Origin of the sequence: Gordonibacter sp. Marseille-P4307 (assembly GCF_900604965.1) — a bacterium.
In the GTDB taxonomy this organism is placed as follows: domain Bacteria; phylum Actinomycetota; class Coriobacteriia; order Coriobacteriales; family Eggerthellaceae; genus Berryella.
The window spans coordinates 1,654,565-1,679,853 of sequence record NZ_UWPD01000001.1; the positions used below are offsets into that span (position 1 = coordinate 1,654,565).

A 25,289-nucleotide genomic window follows, 5' to 3' on the forward strand; every position below is an offset into this window, starting at 1 on the left:
GTCTATTTCGCTCCGATAATATTAGCAATATTTTCCATTAAAGAAAACGCTGCCTGAGCATTGATCGAGCCGGCTTTGCTTTGGCAAAACACGACGAGGATGAAGGGACGATCTCCCCCGGCTATCCCCCCGTCGTTTTGCACCGCGGAAAGAGTTCCCGTCTTGTGCGCGAACGTCATCCCCTCAGGCAGCCCATCCCTTATCCCCCGGTTATCGGTCTGTCCGTTAAGGGCGTCAAGCGCAAGCTTGTTAAGAGCGGGGCTTGCAAGATCATTCTGGTAGATGAGCTTCAGTATATGCATGGCGTCAACGGCGGACATGTAGTTTTCGACTCCAGATGAGACGGCGGCCACGTCCATCATCTTTCTGTTCAGCCGGGTCTCCGAAAGACCGAGTCTCTGAGATTCCCCGTTGATGGCATCCATACCGAGTCGGTCTATCAAAACATTAGTAGCTACGTTATCGCTTTCCGCAATCATCTTTTCAGCAAGCTCTGCGTACGTGATCGACGCTCCCGCACCCCTGCTCTGAAGACTTCCCGTCCCCCCTACGATATCGCTGCGCTGAAGCACATACCTATCGTCCAAACCAATCGTTCCGGCATCGACTTGGCGGGCGAATTCGGACAGTATCAGCAGCTTGATCATGCTCGCGGAAACCTGAGAGCGGTATCCGTTGATCTCGAAACGCGCTCCATCGGCATCGGGATGAGAAAGATCGAGGTACGCGACGCCTACCTCCATGCCGAACTGGGCTTCAGATCGGGAAACCAGAGCCTCGATAGCCGCCGCTTTGCCCGAATCGAGCCCAGCATCTTCCGACAACGGATCGACCGGGAGTTGTTCTGGGGGAAAATCCACGCTCGCGGTGTCGGCGATATCGACCGAGGAATCGAACTCGGTTCGGTCGACCGTATCAGGATTCGATGAACAGGAAACCGTAACGACAAGCGCCAGGCCCATAAAAGAGCAGACAAGCAGGTTGATCGGCCGTACAGTCATATGGCTACCTCGAATAAGGGTTTCTAACAAACTCCATAGTACCCCACCATGCACGGGAAAAGTCCTCGATTCCAACGGGGTATCCCAATCAGAGCGATAAACCTAGATACCCCGCCTAACCTTCGAAAAGAATCACAGCGCTTCGTTGCGCATATGGGGGAAAAGAAACCTGCCCTCATGTAAGTCTTCGCGGCTCTGCCGTCCATGCTCACTATCTGGGCAAATGCTCATAAGGCTCCTGCTTCCCTCATACATACTTAACGCCAGATTTACTCAAAGGTTTGTAAATCGTTTGTACTGTTGTTTGTAAGCTTCTCTATCTCGCTACGCTTGAAATCTTCTTGCGCAGCTGCATAGATATTAAGCGTAGTCCTTGCATCGGCATGACCGAGCAGACCTTGCGCCGCTTTTACGTTCACTTGTGATTCTACCAGACGAGTAGCGAACGTATGGCGTAGCCAATGGCAACTGAACGGCGGCAGCAACACTTCGCTTCCCTTGTTGAGTTGTGCTAAGTTGCAGTCCCTGATTATCCGCCGCAGTGCCTTGTTGATCGTTCCTTGATTCAGGCAATCGCCAAATCTGTTCACGAACACAAAGCCACTATACCCATCTATGACCATGCGCGATTTGATACCTTCGCCTTCCTGCCGCTCACGCTCGTTTCCAATAGCCTCCGCAACCACGGGAAGCATCGGAATCAGGCGAAAACCCGCTGGGGTCTTGGTGTCGTTGATTGCATACTTCACTTCTCGCCCCTTGCCCTTGCTGTAATGCACAAGGGTATGGCTTATCGAAATGAAGCCGTTATCTTCGTCGATGTCGCACCATCTTAGACCCGTCAGCTCTCCAACCCTCATACCCGTATAGAGCATCACGACGAAAAGAGGATGCCAGCGCTTGAACGTCTCGCTATCTTTCAGATAATCCAAGAACAACTGCTGCTGTTCCACAGTCAATGCTCGTTCCTGTGATGACAGCCCTGTTTCCTTCTTCTTATAGGCTATCTTTGTCTTTCTCATAATGCCCTCTACGGGATTCTGGCGTATGTAGTTGCTATCAACAGCAAGCTGCATAATTTGCTTCAACGGGACGTGTACGCCATCAACAGAAAGCACCTTCAAGCCACGCTCTGAAATCAGAAACTTGTAGAACGCTTCGAACTTCGCAGGGGTCGCATCTTTAATCTTCGCATTCCCGAAGTCTGGCACTACGAACTGCTCGACCATGTAGCAATAATTCCTGAATGTGTTGTCGCGAAGCGTTCCACCCTTCACGTCCATTTCTCGGAGCTGCTTCCAGCGCTCATACATCTGATTTATGGTAACGCGCGAAGCGTCGGGCTTAATCCCGTCCATCAGATCGCGCGATACCTCTTCTTCCTTCTTGCGCAGCTCCTTTAGCGTTGGCGCATAGACTGTGTTCTTCTTTCCCAGCTCGCCTTTGTAAACATACATATAGGTATTGTCTTTGCGCTGATATTCGCCCTTGCGCAAAACACGCCCTTTGCTGTCTTTTCTTCTTTGAACCGTCATCATCTACCTCAAATCAATCCATCATGTGGCTATAAAGAGAACTGGGAGTCGATGAACGCTTCCAGCTTCTTGCGCTTGAACAATCTTTTGCTTCCGACCCATACCACGAAATCGCAATCGTCCTCGTTCGATATGTCGCGTAGCCGATTTATGCCAATGTTGGTATACGCTGCCGCTTCCTCAAGCGTAAGCGTCGGTTTCTCCCAGATTGGCAACTGCTTCTTCTCGTCCATCTTCAACACCTCCCGCCTCTACCTTTGATATATGCCTTTGTCTTCTTCGGCAATCAGCCCTAAGCCATCGAATCTGTATATACGGCTGATACGTCTAAGAAAAGCGTTCCATTGCTTCGGCGAAGCTTTCCTATACATCGAGCTTGGCGGCTCATTGCTTATGAAGATGACCGTCTCGAACTCTGGAACGAGATTGCTATAGCGCCTCGTCAATGCCGCACCCAGCGGGAAACGGTCTGTCAGCTGCAAGATGCTGGATAGGTTCATCGTATGAGCCTTATGGTCGAATTCGTCATAGACGATTGTCTTTTCGCCCGAATACCCTTCATAGGGGTGTTCATAGTCGGTCACCCTGTATATGCCGCCCTCGCTATGATTCTCATACGCCCAGGTTGTCTTACCCGTAGAAGTGTCTCCGTGCAACAGATACACTTTCACGTCCCGCCACCTCACCTTGCTCTTCTCTGCCTTGCATCTGGCAACTAGCGTTTCTATCTTGTCGAGCTGACCTGCAAGCGACGGGTTCTCTTCGAGAATGTCCAACGCCGAGAACTCGCCTGTCTTCGCCATCGCGTACACGGAAGCCCAAACGCTATTACGCTTCTCTGTTCGGTCTTTCGGTCTCTCCCCTATCTCCCAGAAGCTCCCTTCAACCTGCGTTTCTTTCTTTTCTGCCAAGGCTTCGCCCGACTTCTCGCAATAGGCGATGCATTGCGAATGGCTTCCTTGCGCCTTGTCTATGTGAATGAAGTTCCCGAATACGTTTTTGACTGTTGAAACTCTTACTTGATTATCGAACACGAGGTATGCATGAGCATGAGGAATGCCATTATTTGATACCTCTAGATCGAAGCAACCATAAACAAGCGACGTAAAGGATCGAATGGCCTTTTGTATTCCTTCATGGTCAAGACCATGGTTTTGGTAGTTCTCCATGGTGAGGAACATGCGCAAGAACCTTGGCTCTTTTTTCTCTTCCTTCGTCATGCCCTCACCTTCCTTTCTGTCTAATTTGTCTAGTGTTCGGCATAGGGCAATGCTTGCCTATGCCGAAGGACTGGCGGCTTGCGTCTGCTCTTGCCTGACGGCAAGCAGACGCGCCGCCGCCCTTATTGCTCAAACGGGCTTTCCACTGACCACGACAAGCCGACATCGCGCTTGTCGCATGAGTAGGCGTTCGCAAGCTCTGCCGCTTTACCGTCTGTGGTCATCCAAGTTTTGCCTTTGACCCACTTCGAGTAATCCCCATCGGAGTAGTAAAATTCCCCAGCAGTTGGAATGAGCCATGCTGGGCAGCACTCCTCCATACCCTCCGCCATCATCTTCGCTTCTTGTATTCCAGACTTCATCAAGATGCGCTGCTGTAGCTGCGACCTTGCCACGGTGGGCATGCACACATCGGCAGCAAAGCTATGAGATACGCAGATTGCTCCCATGTTCGCCGCTCTTGCGCGTGATAGATAGGTCATATACCACTCGCGTATAGCCCCCTGTGCGCTTTTCGGAATATCTGGATTATTGGAAATCGAAACGCACTCTTCTAGTACACAGAGTATTTGCGGGAACTCCTCGCCATCGCGCAAGGGATCTATCTTCGAGATTCCGCGCTTGCGCATTTCCGCCAGCCTATCCAACAGAAGCTGTTCCACCCTCTGCATCGTTGGTAGGAAGTCGGCAGGTTCGCTCACTATTGGAATGGTGCAGCGTCTCTCCATCGGCAGCAGCGATGAAAGCTTGGGGTCGAAGCATACGAGCTGTATGCGCTCGTGAAGGGTACGGCAGAGTTGCAGGAGGATATTGAGCAGCAGAACGCTCTTCCCGCTACCGCTTGCCCCCAAAAGCCCCAATCTCAATGGGTCTTTCAGGTTCAGCTCTACGTCCGCACCTGTTTTGGATTTGCCGATTATTATCTTTTCACCTGCCATGCGAATCACCAAGGAGCTACGTCCTTCAATCCCTTCTCGTATGAGTTCGTTCCGTACCAGAGCATCAAGCGGTAACAGGTTCTCTTCCCTCTGCGTTTGTATATCTCTACCGCCGCATCTTGACTTCTATGAAAACCAGCTATGCATTGCTCTAGCTCTTTGAATGTTTCTGGCTTTGCTTTGACCGTTCTACAATCGAACAGCAGCGTGTATAGCTTCTCTTGCCTGCTGTATTTGCCGAACGGTGCGCACCAAAAGACGCCACGCCATCTTCTCGTATCATCGCCATCAAGCAGACCAAGGTCTATGAGCGCTCTTTGCAATTCAACCTTCACGCGCCATGTTGCGGGCGGAATCCTGAAACGGCTTATAAGCTCTGCGGCTATGGCAGCTATCGCGGACGCTCCCGCTATCGCAATCCATGCCCGTTGTTCTAGAGGTATGAAATGAAGCCATGCGAACAGCGAGTAGGTTTGTGCATCTGGCTGGTCTCTGATTGCTTCCAACATTGCGATAGCTAGTGCAATCACGGCGAATACCGAAAAGAGCATCGTCCAAAAACTCGTTTGTCTCGGCTTCCAGCGGTGAAGCTCCCTTTGAAGCTCCACCGCTCCTTCTACAGTCTCCATCGACTACACACCCTTCACACTGTCAGCTCTGTAGCTGTAGAATTTTTTGCCGTTGCGCATCTTGCCTACATTCAAAATGACGTTCTTGAATGCAACAGGCGACATGACCTCTAGCCCCTCTACGGGATTGGCTGGCGAAACAATCGTGATTTCCACCTCTTCCAAACCGTACTCGCCCTTTGTCACGTTCTTGATTGGGTAGTATCTGTTCCCCTTCTCGTCCTCGATAATCTCTTTCGTATCGAAGTCGGTTTTAGGAAACGGGTTGTTGTCTGCCAGATACAGAGGTTGGTCAAATGTAACTGGGTGCTTCATTGCAATCACTCCTTCCTTGGCACTGAAGCTCTTACCATGGCTCATTCAGACGGTCTATGAGCCTTTGCGCTTGGTCTCGCACGTTATAGGCGTGCTGGCGCATTTCATCTCTGTCCTCTGCTTCCATGAGGTTGCAGAGCATCGCGCCAATCATGCGAACGTTGTGCTTGATTGGCAGCTCCTCTTCGTACACCCCCTCGTCATCAATCGTGAAATCTTTGCCGTCATACTTGATTCCAAACTTGCCGTTCATGACATCGCCTTTCTACTAGATGTTTGTCATTAAACATCGTTAATGTTAGTGATTGACGTGTTCTTTGTCAAACACTGTTTTTTTATCACAAACATTTTTTATACAAAAAGAAAGAGCCTGTTCGGCTCTTATCTAGTGAAATGCAATCTCGATTACTTACTCACCGTCGCGGATAGATAGCATCCTTCTGGGAATACATCAGCTCGGTGCTTTCCATGCTTTTTATGAAAGTCTTCGTCCTCAACGAGTTTATAATAGTCCCAAATTAGCTCTGCTGGCTCAACCTTATCCCTCATGCGCTCGAAGTGCTTAATCAAGTCTTCACGGTTGTAGTATGTAGCCTTGCCTGTAGGGTCTGGCTTATAGTGCAGCAAATAGAGCGGATTGCCTTTGACTTCACGGGCGAATACTCCCGTGGACGTTCGCATAATATCGGTAGTAACTTGCTCTCTTGTAAGCCTATCGCGCTTGTCTTTTTTCAGACGCTCGATCGCTCCCTCGTAATCGTCCCAAATGGCTCGCATTTTCACTCCTGCATCATTCGCTCAATTGTTTGCACAAACACTTCTTTGCAGTTATGAGCTTCCCTAGTCGTTGCTTCTTCTCATAACGCCCCATAAACGCCCAGTCGGGGCTTCCGTACTTATCTGCTGGTAGCATCACGCGATCGTTCGCCAATCTTTCAGCAGAACGTTTGTGTCCATGACTGTACTTCGCTTTAATCATATCTTGAGCAACAATGAAGAACCTACCTGTTGATTCATTGAGCCAGTCAGCATATCCGTACATGACATCAGAGGTAGACACGAACTCTCTAGCCCTGTATATCGCATAGCCAGCAGACCCGTCACCATTGCGAATAAATCCGATGCAATTTCCCTCTTGCACCATTCCTTCATTTCTAGAATCTTTCTCTACGAAGCAGAGAACGCCATCGTTGCGATTCGTCGCACCGATATATTCAACGCCGCCTTGCTGTGCCTTTCTTAAATGATTCAATCCTTTTCCTTTTCCATTCACGAAGGTATGGAATAACTCACCGACTGCAAATGCTTTCCATTCAAAGCAGTCATCGAGCTTAATGTCTAGCTGGGAAGACCCCCCCCGATAGCCTTAATTTCTTGCTCCAGGAATGCAATTTGCTTCTTGATTAACACTTCTTTTCGTTCTTTGATGTAATCGTCCATGAATTGCCAGTCAGGTTCGCCCAACGTATTCACAGGCAGCATAATTTTCATACGGTTCAGACGTTCGTCATTTATCTCACGATTAAAGCTGAAATTGACGGATTGCATTTCTATAACGGCTTTCAAAAACAAGTACTGCTCTTCTGTTGCTCCGTCTTTTTTCAAATGAGTTATGTGATCGCTGGCTACAAACTCAAACGGCTCATAAAACGCCTTACCCACGCTTCCGCTATTGTTAAGACTTATGCAGTCTTCAAACGTTCTACAGCCATCAGCTTTGGCAATAAATCCATCAACGCCGTTATTCATGGCTGTAGACGAAACGTAGGGTATATCCCCGTCTTCATGGTCTGCCCTCTTTAACCGTTTTCCTCTTTGGCTCTCGTCAAACACGTCTACGATATAAAAGGAATCCCATCCTCTATCTTCGAGACTAAGCATCTTCATCACCGAACCCGAACAGATAGCCGCGACCATGCCCCACCATATCAATTTGAAAGGTTAGATAATCAGCTATCGCATTATCGAAATCTTGCTCTGTTGGTATCTCGTCATTGAAATAGAAGAATGAGTGCAACCATTCATCATCAGCTTTCACAGTTGACTTAACGCAGAAAGCGGACGGAGCTTCATCTATCCCTTCCCATACATCAAGCAGATGTTGCTTCTTATCCAGTACATCATTTCCCGCTACCAAGCCCACATGCTGACGAACAATATACCCATCGTCTTTGAAATCTATGAACATGGCTTCTGCTTCTGGGTCTTGTGGCTCATGTGCCGTGAATACCGCTATGACTGGATTAGTTCCTACGTTGTAGAACGTATTCGTATTGCAAGTGATAACGCCGTTCAATGTGTGGTGCTTCAATATCTCTGCTTTGATTTTCTTCTCAGCTTTGCTCTTGCCTGTCATTGCGGACTGCGGCACGATGACGGCACATCTCGCACCTTCAACAAGCGAATCTAACAGGTGCTTAGTAAAGGCAATCTCGTACTGATCGGGATCGTCCTTCGTGCCTTGAGAATAGGGCGGGTTCATCAAGCCGACCGTTGCGCCCTTCAACTGTAGCTTCTTCGGTGAATCTGCCAAGAAGTCCCCGCATACGATATTAGCGTTTCCGTCATCACGCAAAATCATGTTCGTTACTGCCGTAGCGAACATATTAGATTGAAGTTCTATACCGTGAAGCTGTTTTTTCTTAATGTCCCGAACTTGCGATATTCCATTGGCATCATGAATCATCTTATGCATGGCAGAGATAAGAAAACCGCCAGTGCCACACGTTGGGTCTAATACTGTATCGGTAGGCTTCACGTCTACAAGCTCGCACATCAAATCAGTTATGTGTCTGGGAGTGAGGATAATCCCTAATGCCTGACCGTCACCACCCGAATAGCTCATGAATTCGCTATAGAATCGCCCTATGAAGTCTTCCGAGCTTTCATGGAACTTGATTCGCCTGAAAATCTTGTCATAAAGAAACTGGGTATAGTATTTCAGCGGCGTTTTCCCCAGCGTGTCGTTTATGGTGTTAAGCCTGAAAGATGTTTGGATAATAGAGAACTCTGCTAGCAGCGTATCGCACTTTGCTGGTGGCGAGACATTGGAGCGCTTCAAACGCCTTTTAATCGCGTCCATAATCTTATCGCCGTCTCGTGCTCCTTCTACGTCATCACCTTTAAGCGAGTCGATTGAGAAGCCGCCTTTATCTATCTCATCAAGAGCAAGCATAATGCCAGCAACGACCAAGGCTTTATCTTGATCTTTCAGAGTGCCATAAGTCCTTAGCTTCTCATGCAGCTCACCCGCATCATGCAGGAGCTCTTCGGTTGCTTTTTCCGTATTCGTGTCTACACCTAGAACGTTCATAACGTAATACTGCGTTATGTTCTCTGGCGAGAAGCTCACGAAGGTTTCGAGGTCTGGAAGCTGCTTGTAAGATTCTCTATCATCCACATACAAAGGGGTTATCAAACGATGTTTATCATCACCCGAAACCCCTACTGCAAACACTTTCTTAAAAGTGGAGTTTTGCGCTATATGTTTTGCGTACCAGAGAGCACCATTTACCGCATAGTCTTTCACGGAAGCGGTATCTAGCGATACAACACCATACTCATATCGAGCTTGTTTAGATGTGTCGGCTTTGTCTTCTATGACGAGAACGAAATCATCAATAACTGCGGTGTATTCTGGATACCCTTCTTTACCCGTTCCGTTCTTCGATGCCGTTTTCAGTGCTTCATCAATCTCCAAAACGTCGGAACCTTGGGCACAATATTTGATGTGGTTATCGTCTAGTTGTCTTGCAACCCACAAATCAACATTCACTTCTTGCTTAGGCATACCAGACTCCCATTCAAGCCAACACTAAACAGTATACTTTTTGTCAGAAAAAATACCTGTCTAATCTCAAAAATCTTATATTTATAAAAATAGAGCCGACAATCACAATCGGCTCTATCTCATATCACGAGCAAGATTGCTCCAAAAGTTTGTAAATCGTTTGTAAGTTTGTAGGTCAAACGCTTATTGTGAGAGCGTTTGACCTGTTCAAGTACCTATTGCTTACGCTTCATTCCTCATATGGGGGAACAGCAGCACATCGCGGATGGACTCGGAATCGGTGAGCAGCATGACCAAACGATCGATGCCGATGCCGACGCCTCCCGCAGGAGGCATGCCGTACTCGAGCGCGCGAATGTAGTCCGCATCGTAGCCCATAGCCTCGTCATCCCCCAGATCCTTCGCCTCCACCTGCGCACGGAAGCGCTCGGCCTGATCGATGGGATCGTTCAACTCGTTGAACGCGTTGGCGTACTCGTGGCCGCAGATGAACAGCTCGAAACGCTGCGTCAAAGCAGGGTTGTCTTCTTTCTTCTTGGCAAGCGGAGACACCTCGAGCGGATGATCGCACACGAAGGTGGGCTGCACCAGCGTATCCTCAACCACGGCCTCGAACAGCTCGCCGATGATCTTGCCGTTGCCCCACGCGTCCTCGATCTGGCCGACGCCGTTTTCCCGCGCTATGCGAACGAGTTCGGCGCGATCCATGGAGATGTCGATCGGTTCGGCGATGCGCTCGTTGATGAGCTCGGTCATGGTCGCATCGCGCCATTCCCCGCCCAGGTCGATCTCGTGGCCCTGATACGTCACCTTCAGCGTACCGCAGGCAGCCAGAGCCGCCGCCTGAACGAAACCGCGGGTCAGCCGCTTCATACCCTCGAGATCCGTAAACGCCTGATAGGCCTCCATCGTGGTGAACTCAGGGTTGTGGTAGGGATCCATGCCCTCGTTGCGGAACTGCCGGCCGATCTCGAATACGCGCTCGAAACCGCCCACCAGAAGGCGCTTGAGGTGCAACTCGGTGGCGATGCGCAGATAGAACTCGCGATCGAGGGCGTTATGGTGCGTCTCGAAGGGCCGCGCGTTCGCCCCTCCGGGAATGGCGTGGAGGATGGGGGTTTCGACCTCGTAGAAACCGTTGTCTTCCATGTAGCGGCGAATGGCCGAGATGATTTTGAACCGCCTTTCGAACGTCGAGCGCACCTCGGGGTTCACCACGAGGTCGACGTAGCGCTGACGGTAGCGCACCTCTTTGTTGGAAAGCCCGTGGAACTTCTCGGGAAGCGGGCGGATGGACTTGCTCAGCAGCTCGAAGCGATCGACGGCAACCGAGAGCTGCCCGCGCCGCGTGCGCATGACCGTGCCGAACGCGCCGATCCAGTCGCCCAGGTCAACATCTTTGATCTGGGCATACGCCTCTTCGCCCAGCGCGTTGATCCGGCAGAACAGCTGGATGTCGCCCGTGGTGTCGCGCAGGGTGATGAACGTGATCTTGCCCTGAACGCGCTTGGCCATCACGCGACCCGCCACCGCCACCGCATCCTGGGTTGCATCCCCATCGTCCAGATGCCCGTAGCGCGCTTCGAGATCGGTAACGTGGTCGGTGTAATCGAAGGCATGCCCGTAAGGGTTTCCGCCCGCCTCGATAGCGGCCGCGCGCTTGTTCTTGCGCACCTCGACGGGGTCGTCCTCGACAGCCTCGCAAGCCCGCGCAGCATCCTGCGGCAAGCCGGCAACCTCGACCTGCCCGATAGCCGCCGCCTTCTCTTCGGTCGATTCGTTTTCAAATTCAGCCATGGTATTCCCTCTCGGTTCAGAAACGACGCGGCGGCGCCAGCTCGAATAGCTGCGCCGCCGTGCGGAAGTGCTTCGGGAGCAGCCTGTGCGCCCCTACGGTTTAGTGCTCGATCTTGACGATCTCCATCACGATCTCGCGACCGGTCGGGCCGACCGTGGTAACCGAGTCGCCCTTCTTGCGCCCGATAAGCGCAGAACCGACCGGGGATTCGTTGGAGATGCGGCCGTCGGCGACGGAAGCCTCGGCAGCGCCCACGATGGTGAACACGCGCTCGGATCCGTTAAGGTTTACGTGAACGATCGATCCGATGTTCACCTTGTTGGAGCGTTTCGGCACATCGACAACCGTGGCCTCGGACAGGATGTGGTTGATTTCGGAGATGCGCGCCTCGACCATGCCCTGCTCGTTTTTCGCATCATCGTACTCGGAGTTTTCGGAGATATCCCCGAACTCGCGGGCGACCTTGATACGCTCGCCTATCTCGGCGCGTTTCTCGGTCTCGAGGTAACGAAGCTCGTCTTCGAGCTTCGTGCGTCCCTCGGGCGTGAGTATCAGATTCTCGCTAGCCATGATGTCCTGCTTTCGATGAACGGCCGCGCAGGCCGTGTTCCGCCGCAGCGGAGCCTACATGAAAAACGGTGCGTACCCTTCGGCGCGCACCGCAGATGGTTCGTACCGGGAACTTACGCTTCGGTAGATTCCTTGGACTTGACGACCTTCTTCACCGTCTTTCTGGAGGTCTCCTCGACCGCCTCTTCGACGACATCCTTCTCGTCGTCCAGATCCTCGGAAATCTCCTCTTGGACTTCCTTCATACCCGATCGGAGCCCCTTGACCGATTTTCCAATCGCGCTGCCCAACTTGGGAAGCTGTTTGGGACCGAAGATGAGGAGCACGACCAGAAGGATGATAACCAGTTCGGGCACACCCAGACCAAAAAGTTTCACGATAGCCTCCAATAGCCTTTCACAATGCACGCCTCTCGATGAGGTGCGATGCTATAGAAAAGGGGATGCTGCATAGATAACAACATCCCCTTCCATAACCATGGTCGGGTTGACAGGATTTGAACCTGCGGCCTCTGCGTCCCGAACGCAGCGCTCTACCAAGCTGAGCCACAACCCGTTGTGCCGATTAACAGCGGCTGAAATGATAGCACAACGTCTTTGGATAAAAAAGGAGCGGAATCAAAAGAAATGCGCTGAATGAAATGCTGGTAGCTACCTGCTTAAACCGATAAGCTTGCTCAGACGGGGCCAAAACGCGGTGACAAGGGCGAAAACCCCGGCCAACCAAGCGAAAGCAGTCGGCTCCAACAGCTTCGCGAACACGAAGGCCTGCTGCGCATTGCCTCCGAACGCCGTCAGCATTTCAGACTCGATCTGGGAACTTATCATCAACGTCGCCACACACCAGACAAACGCGAGAATCCCGACGGGAACGAGCACCATGGCATCGAGGTTTTTCGACGCCTGTATCTCGGAAAGCTTCTCGTTCTTGATGAACGGGCGAGCGATGGAAAACACAACTCCGACCAGGCAGGCAACCCACAAAACAGCCGCCAAAAGCGACACGGGTCCCAAGGTTTCAAGTCCGGAAACCTTTCCTGGCGTGGCCACATTCATCCACTTGATCAGTGAAGAGATGAGGCTGTGAAAGTCCATAACGCTCCATTCGCCTCTGAAAAGCAGATCGAAACCGGGGATCTGGGCGGCAACGGATGCAATGTCTTTCACCCCGAAAGAACCCAGAGCACTAGAGGAGTCGCCCATAGTGGCCTTGGCGAGTTTAAGAGCCGGAGATGAAACCGCAGGCATAAGCAGCAGCGCCAACGTGATGACCTTACCCACCAGCGACGCCACTCCATACGGGGTCGACCACTCCGATTTGGCTCGATCGGCTATCTTGTTCGCATGAACTTTCGCCGAAGCTGAAACATCGCTCCACGACGTCGGGTTGACCTGCTGCGATTCGAAAGCCGTGCCAAACGCCGCCTGCACGTTTTCGGCCACTTCGACAACTCTTTCCTGAGCTTGCTGATAAGCGGATTCGATCGGAACTCCGGACGAATCGGAAACCCCGTCTTTCGCAGATCCCGCCGAAGTTCCGCATTTGGTGCAAAACCTCGCCCCTTCCTTCAGTTCGCTTCCGCATTTGGTGCAAAACATATGACTCCTTTCAAAACAACGGCACGCGGAGGTCTGCCTTCCGCGTTCGCCTCTGACAGCCTACGCAGACTCGTACAGTTTCACCCTGGTTGTAACCGGGACCGAAAGATCGCGCAAATCCTGCATTTGCCCATCGGCAACCCCCTTGCCCTCTCCGTCGGTAACCCTTAGACAAATCCCTGTGGAAGTAGAAGCGTAATCACCGATAGAGTATGGCTGACACACTACCCTCAACCCATCCGAACAGGGAATCAAAACCAGCTGTTTGGAAGCGATCATATCCTTTGCTTTTCCGTACACGCCCGTCCACGCACCGCCCTCGTGTTCCCTCTCGAAAGCCATGATGGATGCTTCAACCAAATCGCAACCGTAGCTTTCATCGATATCCATCGTTTTGAAGCCGGACAGCTCATCGCCCGTGACAAGGTCGAAATTGCGTACGACGAAGCTGCCGACCCCATGAGCGGCACCGCTCGAATTCGAATACCGGGACTCGTAGATGGTAGCGCGCCTGCCGGAAAACCTCGTCACAACGATCTTATTTGTCTTTTCGACGCCGAACATCCCGCTGGTCTTGACGTTCTCGGTTTCAAAATCTCGTTTTATGGCGGCGTTTACGGACTCTATCGCACGATCGTTTTCCACCGAAGACCGAATGACCGGATATCCCGCAGCGTCATCCCAGGAGTACGAGGCTACACGTATCTGATCGCTTGATTTCGCAAGCTCGTCTACCCGACTGGCGGTCATACCCGACTCGATTGCCGCAGCACGCGCTCTGCCGAGCGCATCATCGGTCATCCGGGAAGGATCCATGACCGTGAATTGGATGCTCAGAGGTTCTGACGAGTTCTTTTTCTTTGCACCCAGATCGGAGACGACGATCTCCTCCTTTACGGCGTCGGTTTCAAACAGATGACCGTTTTCCATCAAAGGGGACGCAGGGACCGTGACCTCGTATGAGCCTCGCGGAATCTGAAACGACGCCGAAGCGGCCTCGTCAAGGTAAAAATCCCGATCAATCGACTCGCCGCCTACCGTCTGTCCCGATACATGGAGGGGTATCTTGGAATCGGAAGCCGATTCGTACCCGGGAGCCTCGATATAAACGGGTACCGAAACAGATCTATGGGTGCCGTAATACTGCCAACCGAACACGGCACCGACAAGAACCAGAACGCCGACGATGCCGCCCACAACGAATTTGGTCGCGCTTGCCTTTCGATAACCGGCCTGAGGGGAAGTGCCGTGTGCATCGGCCCTTCGTTTGCCAAGATCGCGTTCGGGGATCCTTGCCTCATTCGGATTACCCGCACCGTCATCCCGGGTGCAGGGCGCTTGCCCCCCATGTTGAGGAACATCCCTCGGTGCCCCGCAGCGAGTGCAGAACAACGCTTCATCCACCAGCTCGAATCCGCATTGCCTACAGAACATAGATTTCACCCACCATCCCGAAAACGCACGATCTCAAGGATTAACGATACTAACACAAAACGAAAGAGGGGGTCGAGCTCCCATCCAGCCAACCCCCCTTCCTCATCTATCGGTTCCAATCTTTGTCGAACGCCGTTTCTTGCAGGGAGGGTGATCGCCGTCGAACACATCGTCGATAAGCTCGGGTATAAGATCGACGTCCTTCGATGCCGTGAGCACCTTTTCCCTCTTGAACGTCGAAGTCATCTGAATCAGAACCGCGCCGATGAGGAAAGGCATCCAAAACACAATGGATCGATACACCAGCCCGATGGACAAACCGGCCGCCGAAGACTGGCCGAACGTCGTGAACGCCACCGTCACCGCGGTCTCGACAAAGCCCACGCCCTGGGGCGTGAGCGAGAACATGGCGAACAGGGTTGCCACCACGTACCCGCACACGAGAGCCTGGATGCTGTCCACGCCGAACCCGATGCCCACCAGCACAAAGCACACCAGCTCGCACACGCTTGCCCCGATGGAGCAGGCCAGCGACATGAGCGTGGGTTTCGGATTCGCCACGATGAGGCCGGCCGCCTCGGCAAACGATTCGGCGGTCCGATCGGCCCAGGGCTTGAGCGGATCGCGCTTCATGAGGGCGCGCAGCTTGGTGACCAGCCTGTCGGCACGCCCAAGGATTCCCTTCAGCAAATCGATGTTGATGCGCCCCAAAAACAGGACGCCCACCATGACCGACACCACCGCCAGGTCGATCAGCACCAAAGCGAACCACCCCAGGGGGATTCCCACCGTCAGGGCGACGGCGCTGAAGCCCACGAGGATGATGACGGCAAAGCCCGTATCGATGGTGATCTGCATGAGCAGCGCCGCCGAACCGGCCTTGCCCGAATCGATGCCGCGCCGACGGGCATCGTCGACCACCAGCGTGATGCCCGCCAGATTGGCCGAAGGCGCCACCGTGTTCATGAAAAACGTGCCGAACACCAAAGGCAGGGTGTTGCGCGCCGAATACTTCTCCCCCACCGCATCGAACGCATAGGTGTACGCGATGGATTGCAGGAAGTATTTACCCAGCTGGATAACGAGCGCAACAGCCAGCGGGAGCATCGATCCGCGCTTCATGGTCTCGGCAAGCTCGACCAGCTGATCGCCGCGCAGTAAAACCACGGCGAGCACAATTATGATGACGACGCCCATCAAGAGCGTGCGGATGCTGACGTTTGGCTTCAAAGCCGACCCTCGTTCCTAATGCTTGAAGTGGCGCCGCCCCGTGAACACCATGGCGAGGCCAAGCCGATCGCACGCCTCGATGCATTCGTCGTCGCGAATAGATCCGCCCGGCTGAATGATAGCGGTGATGCCGCGCGCATGGAACGTCTCTACGTTATCGGCAAAGGGAAGAAACGCATCTGATGCCGCCACAAGGCCTTCCGAAGACATTCCCAAACGCGCGCACGCCTCATGCGCGCGATCGCACGCAAGCTGCGCCGAATCGACGCGGTTGGGCTGTCCGGGACCCATGCCCAGACCCGCACGGTCTTTCGCCACCAAGATGGCGTTGGATTTCACACCCTTCACCACGCGCCAGGCGAACAGAAGATCGTCCAGCTCTTGGGCGGTTGGCTTGCGCTTGGTCGGGACGGTGAACTCAGCCGGGTCCTCGGTCACGCGATCGACGTCTTGCACCAGCAAGCCGCCGTCCACGGTGCGCATCTCGATGCAGTCGGCAGCATCGATGCCGCCGGTTTCAAGCACACGCAGGTTGGCCTTCGCGCGCAAAAGCTCGAGTGCGCCCTCCGAGAACGAAGGCGCGATAATGACCTCGACGAACTGCTTATTCCGATTGATATGCTCGACCAAGGATGCGGGAACCTCGACGTTGACCGCGATGATGCCGCCGTACGCGCTTTTCGGATCGCATGCGAAAGCCCGGTCGTAGGCCTCGGTTGCATCGGCAGCTGTTGCCGATCCGCAAGGATTCTGATGCTTCAGGATGACCACCGAAGGCTGATCGAACTCGCGCGCGATCGCCCAGCACGCATCGGTGTCGAGGATGTTGTTATAGGACAGCGGCTTTCCGTTCAGCTGGCGGGCGTTCGCCAGCGAATGGGGGGAGGCACCCGGCATGCGGTAGAACGCCGCGACCTGATGGGGGTTCTCGCCATAGCGCAGATCCTGCTGCTTGGGGGCGGAAAGGCTGATGGAGTCGGGCGCGGAAAACCCGGAAACACCGTTGCGGTCGGCTTGGCAGCTTTCCATCCACGCGCAGATCGCACCGTCGTAGACGCTGGTGGTTTGAAACACCTTCAGCGCAAGGGCACGGCGCGTGGCAAGCGTGGTCGCCCCGCCCGTCGCGCGCATCTCGTCCAAGATGTCGCCGTAGCTTTCAGGATCGATAACCACCGCGACGCTCGCGAAGTTCTTTGCTGCCGAGCGCAACATGGAAGGACCGCCGATGTCGATGTTTTCGATGCAAGTGGCGAAATCGGCACCCGAGGCGACGGTCTTCTCGAATGCGTAGAGGTTCACGACAACCATGTCGATCATCCCGATGCCGTGCTGGGCAGCCTGGGCCATATGCTCGGGATCGTCGCGCCGTGCAAGCAGACCGCCGTGAACCGCCGGATGCAGCGTCTTAACGCGGCCGCCCATCATCTCGGGAAACTTGGTAACCTCGTCGATCTCGGTGACCGGAACCCCGGCCTCTGATATAACGCGGGCCGTTCCGCCCGTCGAGATGATCTCGACTCCGAATTCGTCGACCAACGCGCGCGCGAAATCCGCTGCACCCGTCTTGTCGGTGACCGACATCAGCACCCGCTTCACTTGAGGATCGCTCACTGTTCCCTCTTTCCCCTCTGTCAACCTGCTCAACCGATACAACGTGCGCCCGCATCCGCGGGCGAAAACCAATGCTTAGGGCAAACCTCTGCCTAGAGACGTCCCAGGCTGCGCTCGTGCTTGGCGCGCGCCTCTTCGCTGTAGCGCTGCCGATACCGAACGTCGATCAGCTCGGCGACGATGGCGATGGCCAGCTCGGCGGGCGTCTTGGCACCGAAACTCAACCCGATGGGGCGCTTGACCGATTCCCATTGCTCCTCGGTCACCCCGTTTGCGGTTACAAGGTCGAAAACGGCCTCGTTCTTCCCTTTGCAGCCCATCATGCCCACGTAGTGCACACCGTGGCGAAGCGCCCACACGCAGCTTTCGGGGTCGTGCATATGCCCGCGCGTCAGCACGCACACGTAGTCGGCGGCATCGGCTTTGAGGACTTCGATCTGCGAGAAGCCTTCCCCGTCCAGCACGATGCGGCGGGCATCGGGAAAGCGCTGGGCCGAGACGAACGCCGGATCGTAATCGACCACCGTCACGTCGAAACCCACCTGGCCCGCATAGCGCGCCACGTAGCTGGCAACATCGGAGGCTCCCAGCAGCCACACGCGCACGGCATCGAACAGGGGGGCACTTGCCCAGGTGAGACCATCGAACTGTTCGGTATGCATCGAAGGACCCCGGGTGACGTCCTTCATCTGAAACAAATCGCGCGGCGAGTACGCGCGCGAACAGACAACCTCTTTCGCGTCGTTGCAGAAAAACACGAGGGGCCGCCCGTCGGCCGATCCCTGCTCTCCGTATTTCCGGGTGACTTCGTTATCGACGTTCGTCACCGCCGCGTCCTCGTCGAACACCAGCTTGAACCCGAGCCAGGCAATATCGCCCTCGTCGATGGCTCGAAGGGCGCGGCGCAGCGTGGGCAGGTCGTCTTCGGTCAGCGAAGCCAGCAGTTCTTCGAGCGCCGCAGCGTCGATATGGGGACGACCTTTCGAGAACGCCGGGACGTCCTCAAGCGCCAACACGGGCGCCTCGCCCCGCTCGATCGCTTCGATGGCGGATTCGAGCGCTTCCCTACGCATCGATGCTCACCTTTCCTTCCGAGGTAACGTGCACGCGGCCCTGCGCGATCATTCCCAGCACCTCGGGATACAGCAGGTGCTCCATATCGTGGATGCGCGCGGCGAGATCGCTTACCGTATCGTCTTCGCGCACGGCAACGGGCCGCTGCGCGATGATGGGTCCGCGATCGTAATCCTCGTTGGCGAAATGCACGGTCACGCCCGTCACCTTGACGCCGGCATCGAAGGCATCCTGAATCGCATGCGCGCCCTTGAACGACGGCAGCAACGCGGGATGGAGGTTCACCACGCGATTGGGAAACGCTTCCAGCAACACGGGCGTGACCTTGCGCATGTACCCCGCCATGACCACGTACTGCGCCCCGGCAGCGACGAGCTCTCGTGCGATGAAGCGGTCGGCGGCGGCAGGATCGGCGTAGGCCTCGCGGTTCAGCCACACTACCGGAATACCCGCCGCCCGCGCGCGCTCGATGCCGTAGGCGTCAGGGCGCGACGACACCACCTTAACCACCTCGACGGGAAGACCGTCGTTCGATTCGTCCAGAATAGCCTGCAAGTTGGTTCCACTTCCCGAAACCAAAACGCCCACCTTCAGCTTCTCAGACACTGCGACTCCTTTCCGCCTCGCCGGACACCTCGGTGCGCATGCGACGCGCCCTCTTACGAGAACAGCGCCCCGCGACTTTCGTAGCGCACCTCGCCGGCGCCTTCGACAACCGATCCGACCTCGAAGCTCTCCTCGCCCGCACGCTTAAGGGCAGCCCGCACGTCGGAAACGCGCGCGGGATCGATAATGAGGATCATGCCCAGACCCATGTTGAAGGTCTTCAGGGCCTCATCCTCGCTCAGACCGGCCTGTTCGCACACATAGCGTATAACGGCAGGAACCTCCCAGGAACCCAGAGCCACCGATGCATCGGTGCGCTGGTTCAACGCGCGGTTGAGGTTCTCGGTGATGCCGCCGCCCGTAATGTGGGCCAACGCTCGAACGGCGCCCGGACACGCATCCAAAACGGCCTTCACGGCCTTCACGTATATGCGCGTGGGGGTCAACAGGGCCTCGAGTACGCTCGCGCCTCCCAGACGCTCCAGCGGAACGTTCAGCTCTGCGTCGCTTTTCCCCTCGATGCACACCTTGCGCGCAAGCGAGTACCCGTTGGAGTGGATGCCCGTCGAAGGGATGCCCACCAAAGCGTCGCCCGCCGCAACCGATTCGGGATCGAGCATCGAGGGCCGATCGACGACGCCGACGCAGAACCCCGACAGATCGTAGTCGTCCGGATCCATCACGCCGGGATGCTCGGCCATCTCGCCGCCGATAAGCGCGCAGCCCGCCTGCTTGCATCCTTCCGCGATTCCCGAGACGATCTGCGCCATCTCATTCGAATCGAGCTTGCCCACCGCGACGTAGTCCAAGAAGAACAGCGGTTCGGCTCCGGTTGCCAGGATATCGTTGGCGCACATGGCGACCAGATCGATGCCCACCGTGTCGTGTCTTCCCAGACGCTGGGCAACCTTCAGCTTGGTTCCCACGCCGTCGGTGCCTGAAACCAGCACCGGATCGATCATATCCTTGGCAGCGGCTATAGAGAACAGGCCGCCGAACCCGCCCAAATCGCCTATCACCTCGGGTCGATAGGTGTCGCGCACGCATCCTTTGATGGCGTCGACCGCGCGGGCCCCCTCTTCGATATCGACGCCGGCATCGGCGTACGTGGTCGAAGACGCTGTGGGATTCGTTTCGGTCATATGATCTCCTCGTCGCTGTAATGGACTGTTGCCTGTGGCTTTCCGCAAGGTGCGCCCGATCGCCTGATCGCAAAAAGCGGGTGGGCCGCGCTACGCAAGCGCGATCGAGCTGTCGGCGCTCTCCTTCTCGAAATCCCGTGCGAAGTCGGCCTTGGTCTTGAACGAATCGCGCACGGTGGAAGCCGGAATCTCAACGGGGTAGTTCCCGGTAAAGCACGCCTCGCAGAAGCCGGGCGTCTTGACATCGGGAATGGAGGCCCGAAGGCCTTCTACAGAGATGAACGCCACAGAGTCGCATCCGATGAACGAACGCATCTCCTCGTGGGACATATTCGCCGCGATAAGCTGCTCGCGCGTATCGGTATCGATGCCGTAGAAGCAGGGCCACAAAACCTCGGGGGAGACGATTCGCAGGTGCACCTCGGCGGCGCCAGCATCGCGCAGCATCGCCACCAGTTTCTTCGACGTGTTGCCCCTCACGATGCTGTCATCGATAACCACCAGGCGCTTACCGGCGATAACCGAGGGCAGCGGATTGAGCTTCAGTCGGATACCCAGTTGACGGAGTTCTTGGGTGGGCGCGATGAAGGTTCGGCCCACGTAGCGGTTCTTGATGATGCCGTCGGCGTACTCGATGCCGCTTTCGGCTGCATAACCCATAGCCGAAGGCGTGCCCGAGTCGGGTACCCCCAAAACGAGATCCGCCTCGACGGGCGCCTCTCGCGCCAAGATGCGGCCCATATTGCGTCGAGCCTGGTAGACGCTCTGCCCGTCCAAAACCGAGTCGGGGCGGGCGAAGTACACGTATTCGAAGATGCAGGCGGCGTATGCGCGCGGCTCGACGCCGCGCTCGCTGAAGACGCCCTGGTCGTTAATGCGCACGATCTCGCCGGGTTCGATATCGCGCACGTAACGAGCGCCCACGATGTCCAGACCGCAGGTCTCGCTTGCAACCACCCAGCCGCGCCCGTTCGGCAGCTCGCCCAGGCACAAGGGGCGGATTCCGCTGGGATCGCGCCATGCGTACAGGGTGTCGGGGCTGGCAAGCACCATAGCGTAGGCGCCTTCGATCATTTCCATCGTCTTGCGGATGCCCTCGCGCAGGTGGTGGGTTTCCTGCGTGAACTTGCCGATGAGCTTGGCGGCGGCCTCGCTGTCGGTACCCGCTCTGAGCTGTATTCCCGCATCCACGATCTGAGCGCGCAAACGCTTGGTGTTCACCAGCGTGCCGTTGTGTGCCATCGCGATGAGGACGTCGTCGATAGCCGAAATGTGGGGCTGCGCCGCCTCCCAGTTCGTTCCGCCGCTGGTGGAGTAACGCACATGGCCCACTGCGACCTTGCCCTGAAGGGCCGCGAGGCTCGACTCGCTGAACACCTGGGTCACCAGGCCCAGATCCTTTTCGACCGTGATGGTCTCGCCGTCGCCCACAGCGATGCCGGCGCTTTCCTGCCCGCGATGCTGCAGGGCCTGAAGGCCGAAGCACGTCATGCGCGCCACGTCGTCGCGAGGAGCGTACACGCCGAAAACCGCGCACTCTTCCTCAAGACGATCGGGGCGCTCCCCGGGAAACATCGCTGTGCCCATGTTGCCGTTCCTCTCCCCTCGATCCCACATCGCCTACGCGGCGTCGGCTTGCCGATCGACCGCCGTCGAAGCTGCGGCGGCGGCCTCGTCGAACGCCTCTTCCCTCACGTCGCCGTCTCCGACGCTCACGCCGGCCACCGTCGACTTCTCAACGTAGGCGTACAGGACGTAGCGCCCGTTTTGCGGAAGGTTGTCGCACGTCGAGAACGCGAACACTTTGCGCATATCGCCGGGAGCCGCAACGTCGTGCAGCGAGAACAGCGAACGGTTCATCTTGTCCTGAATATAATCGGCGAAAAACTGCGGCGATTCGAAGGTCGTCTGCACGAGCGGATCGTCGGCATCCACATGCAGAAGGGCGAATGTGCGCAGAAGGTAGTTGCCCTGCGGGGTGAGGATGTAGACGGTGCGCGAGGCATCGAACTTCTCCCGGTCCTTCATCGCATCGATCGCCGAGAACATCGACCCGTCGTTAAGGTGGTGCCCGAACATGAAATTGGCGTCGTCGGTGAAGTTCTTCGCGTTGCGGTACTCCTGGAAAATAGTACCGAACTGGGCAAGCCACCCGTTCTTTCCCTCGAAGTCGTGATGCAGCCAGAAATCGTTGTCCTTGCCTTGGACCACCGGGTAGTTCACATTGGTTCCCGGGATGTAGATCCAGGCGACGGTGTCGGGGTTGATGGCCCGCAGCCGATCCCAGTCGATCGCGATCCTGTCGATCTCGGTATGCTCGGTTATGTCGCCGACCGCAAGGCCCGAAGTTTCGGCGACGCCGCGATAGAGCTGCTGGCCCTGCCAGTAGCTGAACACGAGCGCCCCCAGCGCGATAGCGGAGATAAGGAACACCGCCAAAGCGATATAGAACACGACGTTCCATACGTTGCGCTTCTTCTTGACGACGATCCTCGCATGGGAGGGCGCACCGGAAGACGGGCGTGCGGCCGAATACGCGCGGTTCACGCGCGGATCGGGGATTCCGCGGAATCGATCTTCGGGATTCGGTCCATTGAAAGGCATGCTACCTCGTTCGACATCGGTTGGCGGACCGTGCGTCCGCCTTGAAACATTACCTGGATTTTACCCGCCGCACGCAACTTGAACGAAGTGAAACGCCTTCTCCATCAGAAGCGAACGCCCCCAGAATCGAGGGCGTTCGGCGCACATGCGATAGTCAGGGGACGGACGGGCTAGCGCTTCATCTCCTCGATGAACCCCTTGATGATGAAGAGAACGATCAGCAGCACGACCGCGAACGAGATCACCCAGAGCACCGTCATCGGAACCTCGAACCAAAAGATCGTTACCACCGCTCCTCCTTTCCCTTCGAAACGCTCCTTTCCAGACTACCGCGTCTACAGCTCGCGTTCAACCACCGCAGCGATGCGGCGGGCCGCTTCATCGGCGACCTGGGCGTCTGAGGCCTCGACCATCACGCGCACCAAAGGTTCGGTGCCGCTCGTGCGAACCAGCACCCGACCGGTATTGCCCAGCTCGGTTTCGACTGCGGCGATCTCACTGCGCACCGCTTCGTTTCCCGCAAGCGCATGCTTATCGCGCACGCGCACGTTCACCAAAGCCTGGGGGTAGCGCTCCATAACCTTAACCGCTTCGGACACCGACGCTCCCGACCTGATAACCGCGGCTATGAACTGGCATGCCGTCATCAGACCGTCGCCGGTGGTGTTATGGTCGAGCAGGATCATATGACCTGACTGCTCCCCACCGATGCTGTAACCCTGCGCGCGCATCTCCTCAAGCACGTAACGGTCTCCCACCGCGGTTTGAACCACGTCGATGCCGTTGGCCTCCATGGCACGGACGAACCCGAGGTTGCACATCACCGTGGACACCACAGTGTCGCGGCGCAGGACCCCCCGGTTGCGCATGTCGAGCGCGCATACCGCTTCGACGAAGTCTCCATCGATCTCGAAACCGTCGGGAGTCATGAGCATGACGCGGTCGGCGTCCCCGTCGTGGGCCACGCCGATATCGGCGCCCGATTCCTCGAGAAGAGCGCGCAGGGGCTCGAGATGGGTCGAACCGCATCCCACGTTTATATCGACGCCGTTGAAATCGTCGTTGATCACCGACACGCGCGCACCCAAACGCTGGAAAGCAGCAGCGCTTGTCAAGGCCGAGGCCCCGTGACCCGCATCGAGTGCGATGTGCATCCCGGAAAAATCGATCCCCTGGCTGCGCACGCTATCGACCGCGTGGTTCACGTAGATCTCGATCGCCTCGTCCACGCTCACCGCAACGCCCACGTGGTCTCCCGCGGGAAGCGCGATGTCGTCGGACGAGGTTTCGGACGCGATCCCCCCGGCGGCAACGAAGGCCTCGATACGGTCCTCCACCTCGTCGGGAAGCTTGTACCCCTGCGCGTCGAAAAGCTTGATACCGTTGTACTCGGGCGGATTGTGCGACGCCGATATCACGATGCCGCCGTCGGCATGCAGTTCGCGCACGAGCAGCGCCACTCCCGGCGTGGGAATGACGCCGGCAAGCAGGGCCGTGCCCCCCGCGCTCATGATTCCGGCGGCGGCGGAGGCCTCCAGCATGTCGCCCGACAGCCGGGTGTCCTTGCCGATCACGATGCTGCCGCCCAGAAAAACCGCGGCCGCCTGACCCAGCTTGAAGGCCAGATCGCAGGTAAGCTCGGTGTTAGCGACGCCGCGCACGCCGTCGGTTCCAAACAAACGCGCCATTACTTCCCCCTTTTAACATGGTCGGGCACGATCAGGGCAGCGCCGCGCGGACGCTCCGATTCGGTCATGCGACTGTTCAGCTCGGCCGCGAACTCGTCCAGATCGATGCCGAAACGCTCGAGCACGACCAAAAGATGATACACGACGTCGGCCGCCTCGTAGCGCAGGTGATCGCAGGCGGCGTCCGAAGCGTCGGCAAGAGCGGCCTTCGCGGCGTCCGACATCGACGATGCGCCCTCGTGCGCACGCACGGCCGCAGCAGAGGCCTCGGCGTCTTTGGCCGCAAGCGCAACCTCGCCCGCTTCCTCCATCACCTTCTTCAGTACCCCGTCGATCCGTCCCGTCAGCAATCGGTAGGTGTAGCTTCGCTCGTCGCCGTCCCGATGGCGGGCGGCTATGACCGACCAGAGCGCTTCGAGCGTCGCTCCTATCTGAAGCGGTGCCGGTTGCCCTCCTTGGGGAACGTAGGTTTTCGCAGACATCGTCGCTCCTCGCTTTCCTCGGTG

The 25,289-nt window shown here is 56.1% G+C and carries 26 protein-coding genes, 1 tRNA gene and 1 pseudogene; all 28 read right to left on the reverse strand.

All coding sequences use genetic code 11. The annotated features are described in order from the left end of the window. Nucleotides 1-2: 2 nt before the first annotated feature. Nucleotides 3-1,001: a serine hydrolase gene (locus EIH26_RS07530; RefSeq protein ID WP_124061584.1), complete on the reverse strand. Its 999-nt coding sequence runs from the start codon at nt 999-1,001 to the stop codon at nt 3-5. 269 nt (nt 1,002-1,270) lie between these two features. Beyond that, nucleotides 1,271-2,539 carry a tyrosine-type recombinase/integrase gene (locus EIH26_RS07535; RefSeq protein ID WP_206424703.1) on the reverse strand — a complete coding sequence of 423 codons (1,269 nt, stop codon included), beginning with the start codon at nt 2,537-2,539 and terminating at the stop codon, nt 1,271-1,273. Between the two features lie 26 nt (nt 2,540-2,565). Then, the gene (locus tag EIH26_RS07540) at nt 2,566-2,769 is read right to left on the reverse strand and encodes an excisionase (protein ID WP_124061585.1); all 204 of its coding nucleotides are present in this window, start codon (nt 2,767-2,769) and stop codon (nt 2,566-2,568) included. A gap of 18 nt (nt 2,770-2,787) precedes the next feature. Further along, entirely contained in the window at nt 2,788-3,756 is a 969-nt protein-coding gene (locus tag EIH26_RS07545; protein WP_124061586.1) for a hypothetical protein, read from the reverse strand. 122 nt (nt 3,757-3,878) lie between these two features. Further along, a complete protein-coding gene (locus EIH26_RS07550; protein WP_241152830.1) occupies nt 3,879-4,703 on the reverse strand; it encodes an FtsK/SpoIIIE domain-containing protein in 825 nt (274 codons plus the stop codon). Beyond that, nucleotides 4,700-5,323 carry a hypothetical protein gene (locus EIH26_RS07555; protein ID WP_124061588.1) on the reverse strand — a complete coding sequence of 208 codons (624 nt, stop codon included), beginning with the start codon at nt 5,321-5,323 and terminating at the stop codon, nt 4,700-4,702. The genes EIH26_RS07550 and EIH26_RS07555 overlap by 4 nt, the downstream gene beginning before the upstream one ends. A 3-nt stretch (nt 5,324-5,326) precedes the next feature. Continuing rightward, nucleotides 5,327-5,638: a hypothetical protein gene (locus EIH26_RS07560; RefSeq protein WP_124061589.1), complete on the reverse strand. Its 312-nt coding sequence runs from the start codon at nt 5,636-5,638 to the stop codon at nt 5,327-5,329. A 31-nt stretch (nt 5,639-5,669) separates the two neighbouring features. Then, nucleotides 5,670-5,891, reverse strand: coding sequence for a hypothetical protein (locus EIH26_RS07565; RefSeq protein WP_124061590.1), 222 nt, complete (start codon nt 5,889-5,891; stop codon nt 5,670-5,672). A gap of 152 nt (nt 5,892-6,043) precedes the next feature. Then, nucleotides 6,044-6,421 carry a hypothetical protein gene (locus EIH26_RS07570; RefSeq protein WP_124061591.1) on the reverse strand — a complete coding sequence of 126 codons (378 nt, stop codon included), beginning with the start codon at nt 6,419-6,421 and terminating at the stop codon, nt 6,044-6,046. Nucleotides 6,422-6,428: 7 nt separating this feature from the next. Then, complete coding sequence (locus EIH26_RS07575) at nt 6,429-6,890, reverse strand: hypothetical protein (RefSeq protein ID WP_124061592.1); 462 nt, start codon at nt 6,888-6,890, stop codon at nt 6,429-6,431. Between the two features lie 86 nt (nt 6,891-6,976). Then, nucleotides 6,977-7,555 carry a restriction endonuclease subunit S gene (locus EIH26_RS07580; RefSeq protein WP_124061593.1) on the reverse strand — a complete coding sequence of 193 codons (579 nt, stop codon included), beginning with the start codon at nt 7,553-7,555 and terminating at the stop codon, nt 6,977-6,979. Continuing rightward, complete coding sequence (locus EIH26_RS07585; protein WP_124061594.1) at nt 7,512-9,428, reverse strand: class I SAM-dependent DNA methyltransferase; 1,917 nt, start codon at nt 9,426-9,428, stop codon at nt 7,512-7,514. Before EIH26_RS07585 ends, EIH26_RS07580 begins: the two co-directional genes overlap by 44 nt. Before the next feature lie 222 nt (nt 9,429-9,650). Beyond that, nucleotides 9,651-11,225, reverse strand: a complete 1,575-nt coding sequence (gene lysS, locus EIH26_RS07590) for a lysine--tRNA ligase (protein WP_124061595.1) — start codon at nt 11,223-11,225, stop codon at nt 9,651-9,653. A gap of 100 nt (nt 11,226-11,325) precedes the next feature. Beyond that, on the reverse strand, nt 11,326-11,796 hold the full coding sequence (gene greA, locus EIH26_RS07595) for a transcription elongation factor GreA (protein WP_124061596.1): 471 nt from the start codon (nt 11,794-11,796) through the stop codon (nt 11,326-11,328). A gap of 113 nt (nt 11,797-11,909) precedes the next feature. Beyond that, entirely contained in the window at nt 11,910-12,173 is a 264-nt protein-coding gene (locus EIH26_RS07600) for a TatA/E family twin arginine-targeting protein translocase (RefSeq protein ID WP_124061597.1), read from the reverse strand. A 101-nt stretch (nt 12,174-12,274) separates the two neighbouring features. Continuing rightward, nucleotides 12,275-12,351 (reverse strand) — tRNA-Pro (locus EIH26_RS07605). 95 nt (nt 12,352-12,446) lie between these two features. Beyond that, the gene (locus EIH26_RS07610; RefSeq protein ID WP_124061598.1) at nt 12,447-13,394 is read right to left on the reverse strand and encodes a zinc ribbon domain-containing protein; all 948 of its coding nucleotides are present in this window, start codon (nt 13,392-13,394) and stop codon (nt 12,447-12,449) included. 60 nt (nt 13,395-13,454) lie between these two features. Beyond that, complete coding sequence (locus EIH26_RS07615; RefSeq protein WP_241152812.1) at nt 13,455-14,591, reverse strand: hypothetical protein; 1,137 nt, start codon at nt 14,589-14,591, stop codon at nt 13,455-13,457. A gap of 174 nt (nt 14,592-14,765) precedes the next feature. After that, nucleotides 14,766-14,828, reverse strand: a pseudogene (locus EIH26_RS08715) (zinc-ribbon domain-containing protein); the annotation flags it as partial. Between the two features lie 102 nt (nt 14,829-14,930). Further along, nucleotides 14,931-16,058: a lysylphosphatidylglycerol synthase transmembrane domain-containing protein gene (locus EIH26_RS07620; RefSeq protein WP_241152813.1), complete on the reverse strand. Its 1,128-nt coding sequence runs from the start codon at nt 16,056-16,058 to the stop codon at nt 14,931-14,933. Nucleotides 16,059-16,073: 15 nt separating this feature from the next. Next, nucleotides 16,074-17,669, reverse strand: a complete 1,596-nt coding sequence (purH, locus tag EIH26_RS07625) for a bifunctional phosphoribosylaminoimidazolecarboxamide formyltransferase/IMP cyclohydrolase (RefSeq protein WP_124061600.1) — start codon at nt 17,667-17,669, stop codon at nt 16,074-16,076. Between the two features lie 92 nt (nt 17,670-17,761). Further along, on the reverse strand, nt 17,762-18,742 hold the full coding sequence (locus tag EIH26_RS07630) for an XdhC family protein (protein WP_124061601.1): 981 nt from the start codon (nt 18,740-18,742) through the stop codon (nt 17,762-17,764). Continuing rightward, nucleotides 18,735-19,349, reverse strand: coding sequence for a phosphoribosylglycinamide formyltransferase (gene purN / locus EIH26_RS07635; RefSeq protein ID WP_124061602.1), 615 nt, complete (start codon nt 19,347-19,349; stop codon nt 18,735-18,737). Before purN ends, EIH26_RS07630 begins: the two co-directional genes overlap by 8 nt. A gap of 53 nt (nt 19,350-19,402) precedes the next feature. After that, nucleotides 19,403-20,491: a phosphoribosylformylglycinamidine cyclo-ligase gene (purM, locus tag EIH26_RS07640; RefSeq protein ID WP_124061603.1), complete on the reverse strand. Its 1,089-nt coding sequence runs from the start codon at nt 20,489-20,491 to the stop codon at nt 19,403-19,405. A gap of 90 nt (nt 20,492-20,581) precedes the next feature. Next, the gene (gene purF, locus EIH26_RS07645) at nt 20,582-22,078 is read right to left on the reverse strand and encodes an amidophosphoribosyltransferase (protein ID WP_124061604.1); all 1,497 of its coding nucleotides are present in this window, start codon (nt 22,076-22,078) and stop codon (nt 20,582-20,584) included. A gap of 33 nt (nt 22,079-22,111) precedes the next feature. After that, nucleotides 22,112-23,095, reverse strand: a complete 984-nt coding sequence (gene srtB, locus EIH26_RS07650) for a class B sortase (protein ID WP_124061605.1) — start codon at nt 23,093-23,095, stop codon at nt 22,112-22,114. Between the two features lie 335 nt (nt 23,096-23,430). Continuing rightward, entirely contained in the window at nt 23,431-24,783 is a 1,353-nt protein-coding gene (gene glmM / locus EIH26_RS07655; RefSeq protein ID WP_124061606.1) for a phosphoglucosamine mutase, read from the reverse strand. Next, nucleotides 24,783-25,265, reverse strand: coding sequence for a phosphoribosyl-ATP diphosphatase (gene hisE / locus EIH26_RS07660; protein WP_124061607.1), 483 nt, complete (start codon nt 25,263-25,265; stop codon nt 24,783-24,785). The genes glmM and hisE overlap by 1 nt, the downstream gene beginning before the upstream one ends. Nucleotides 25,266-25,289 lie beyond the last annotated feature (24 nt).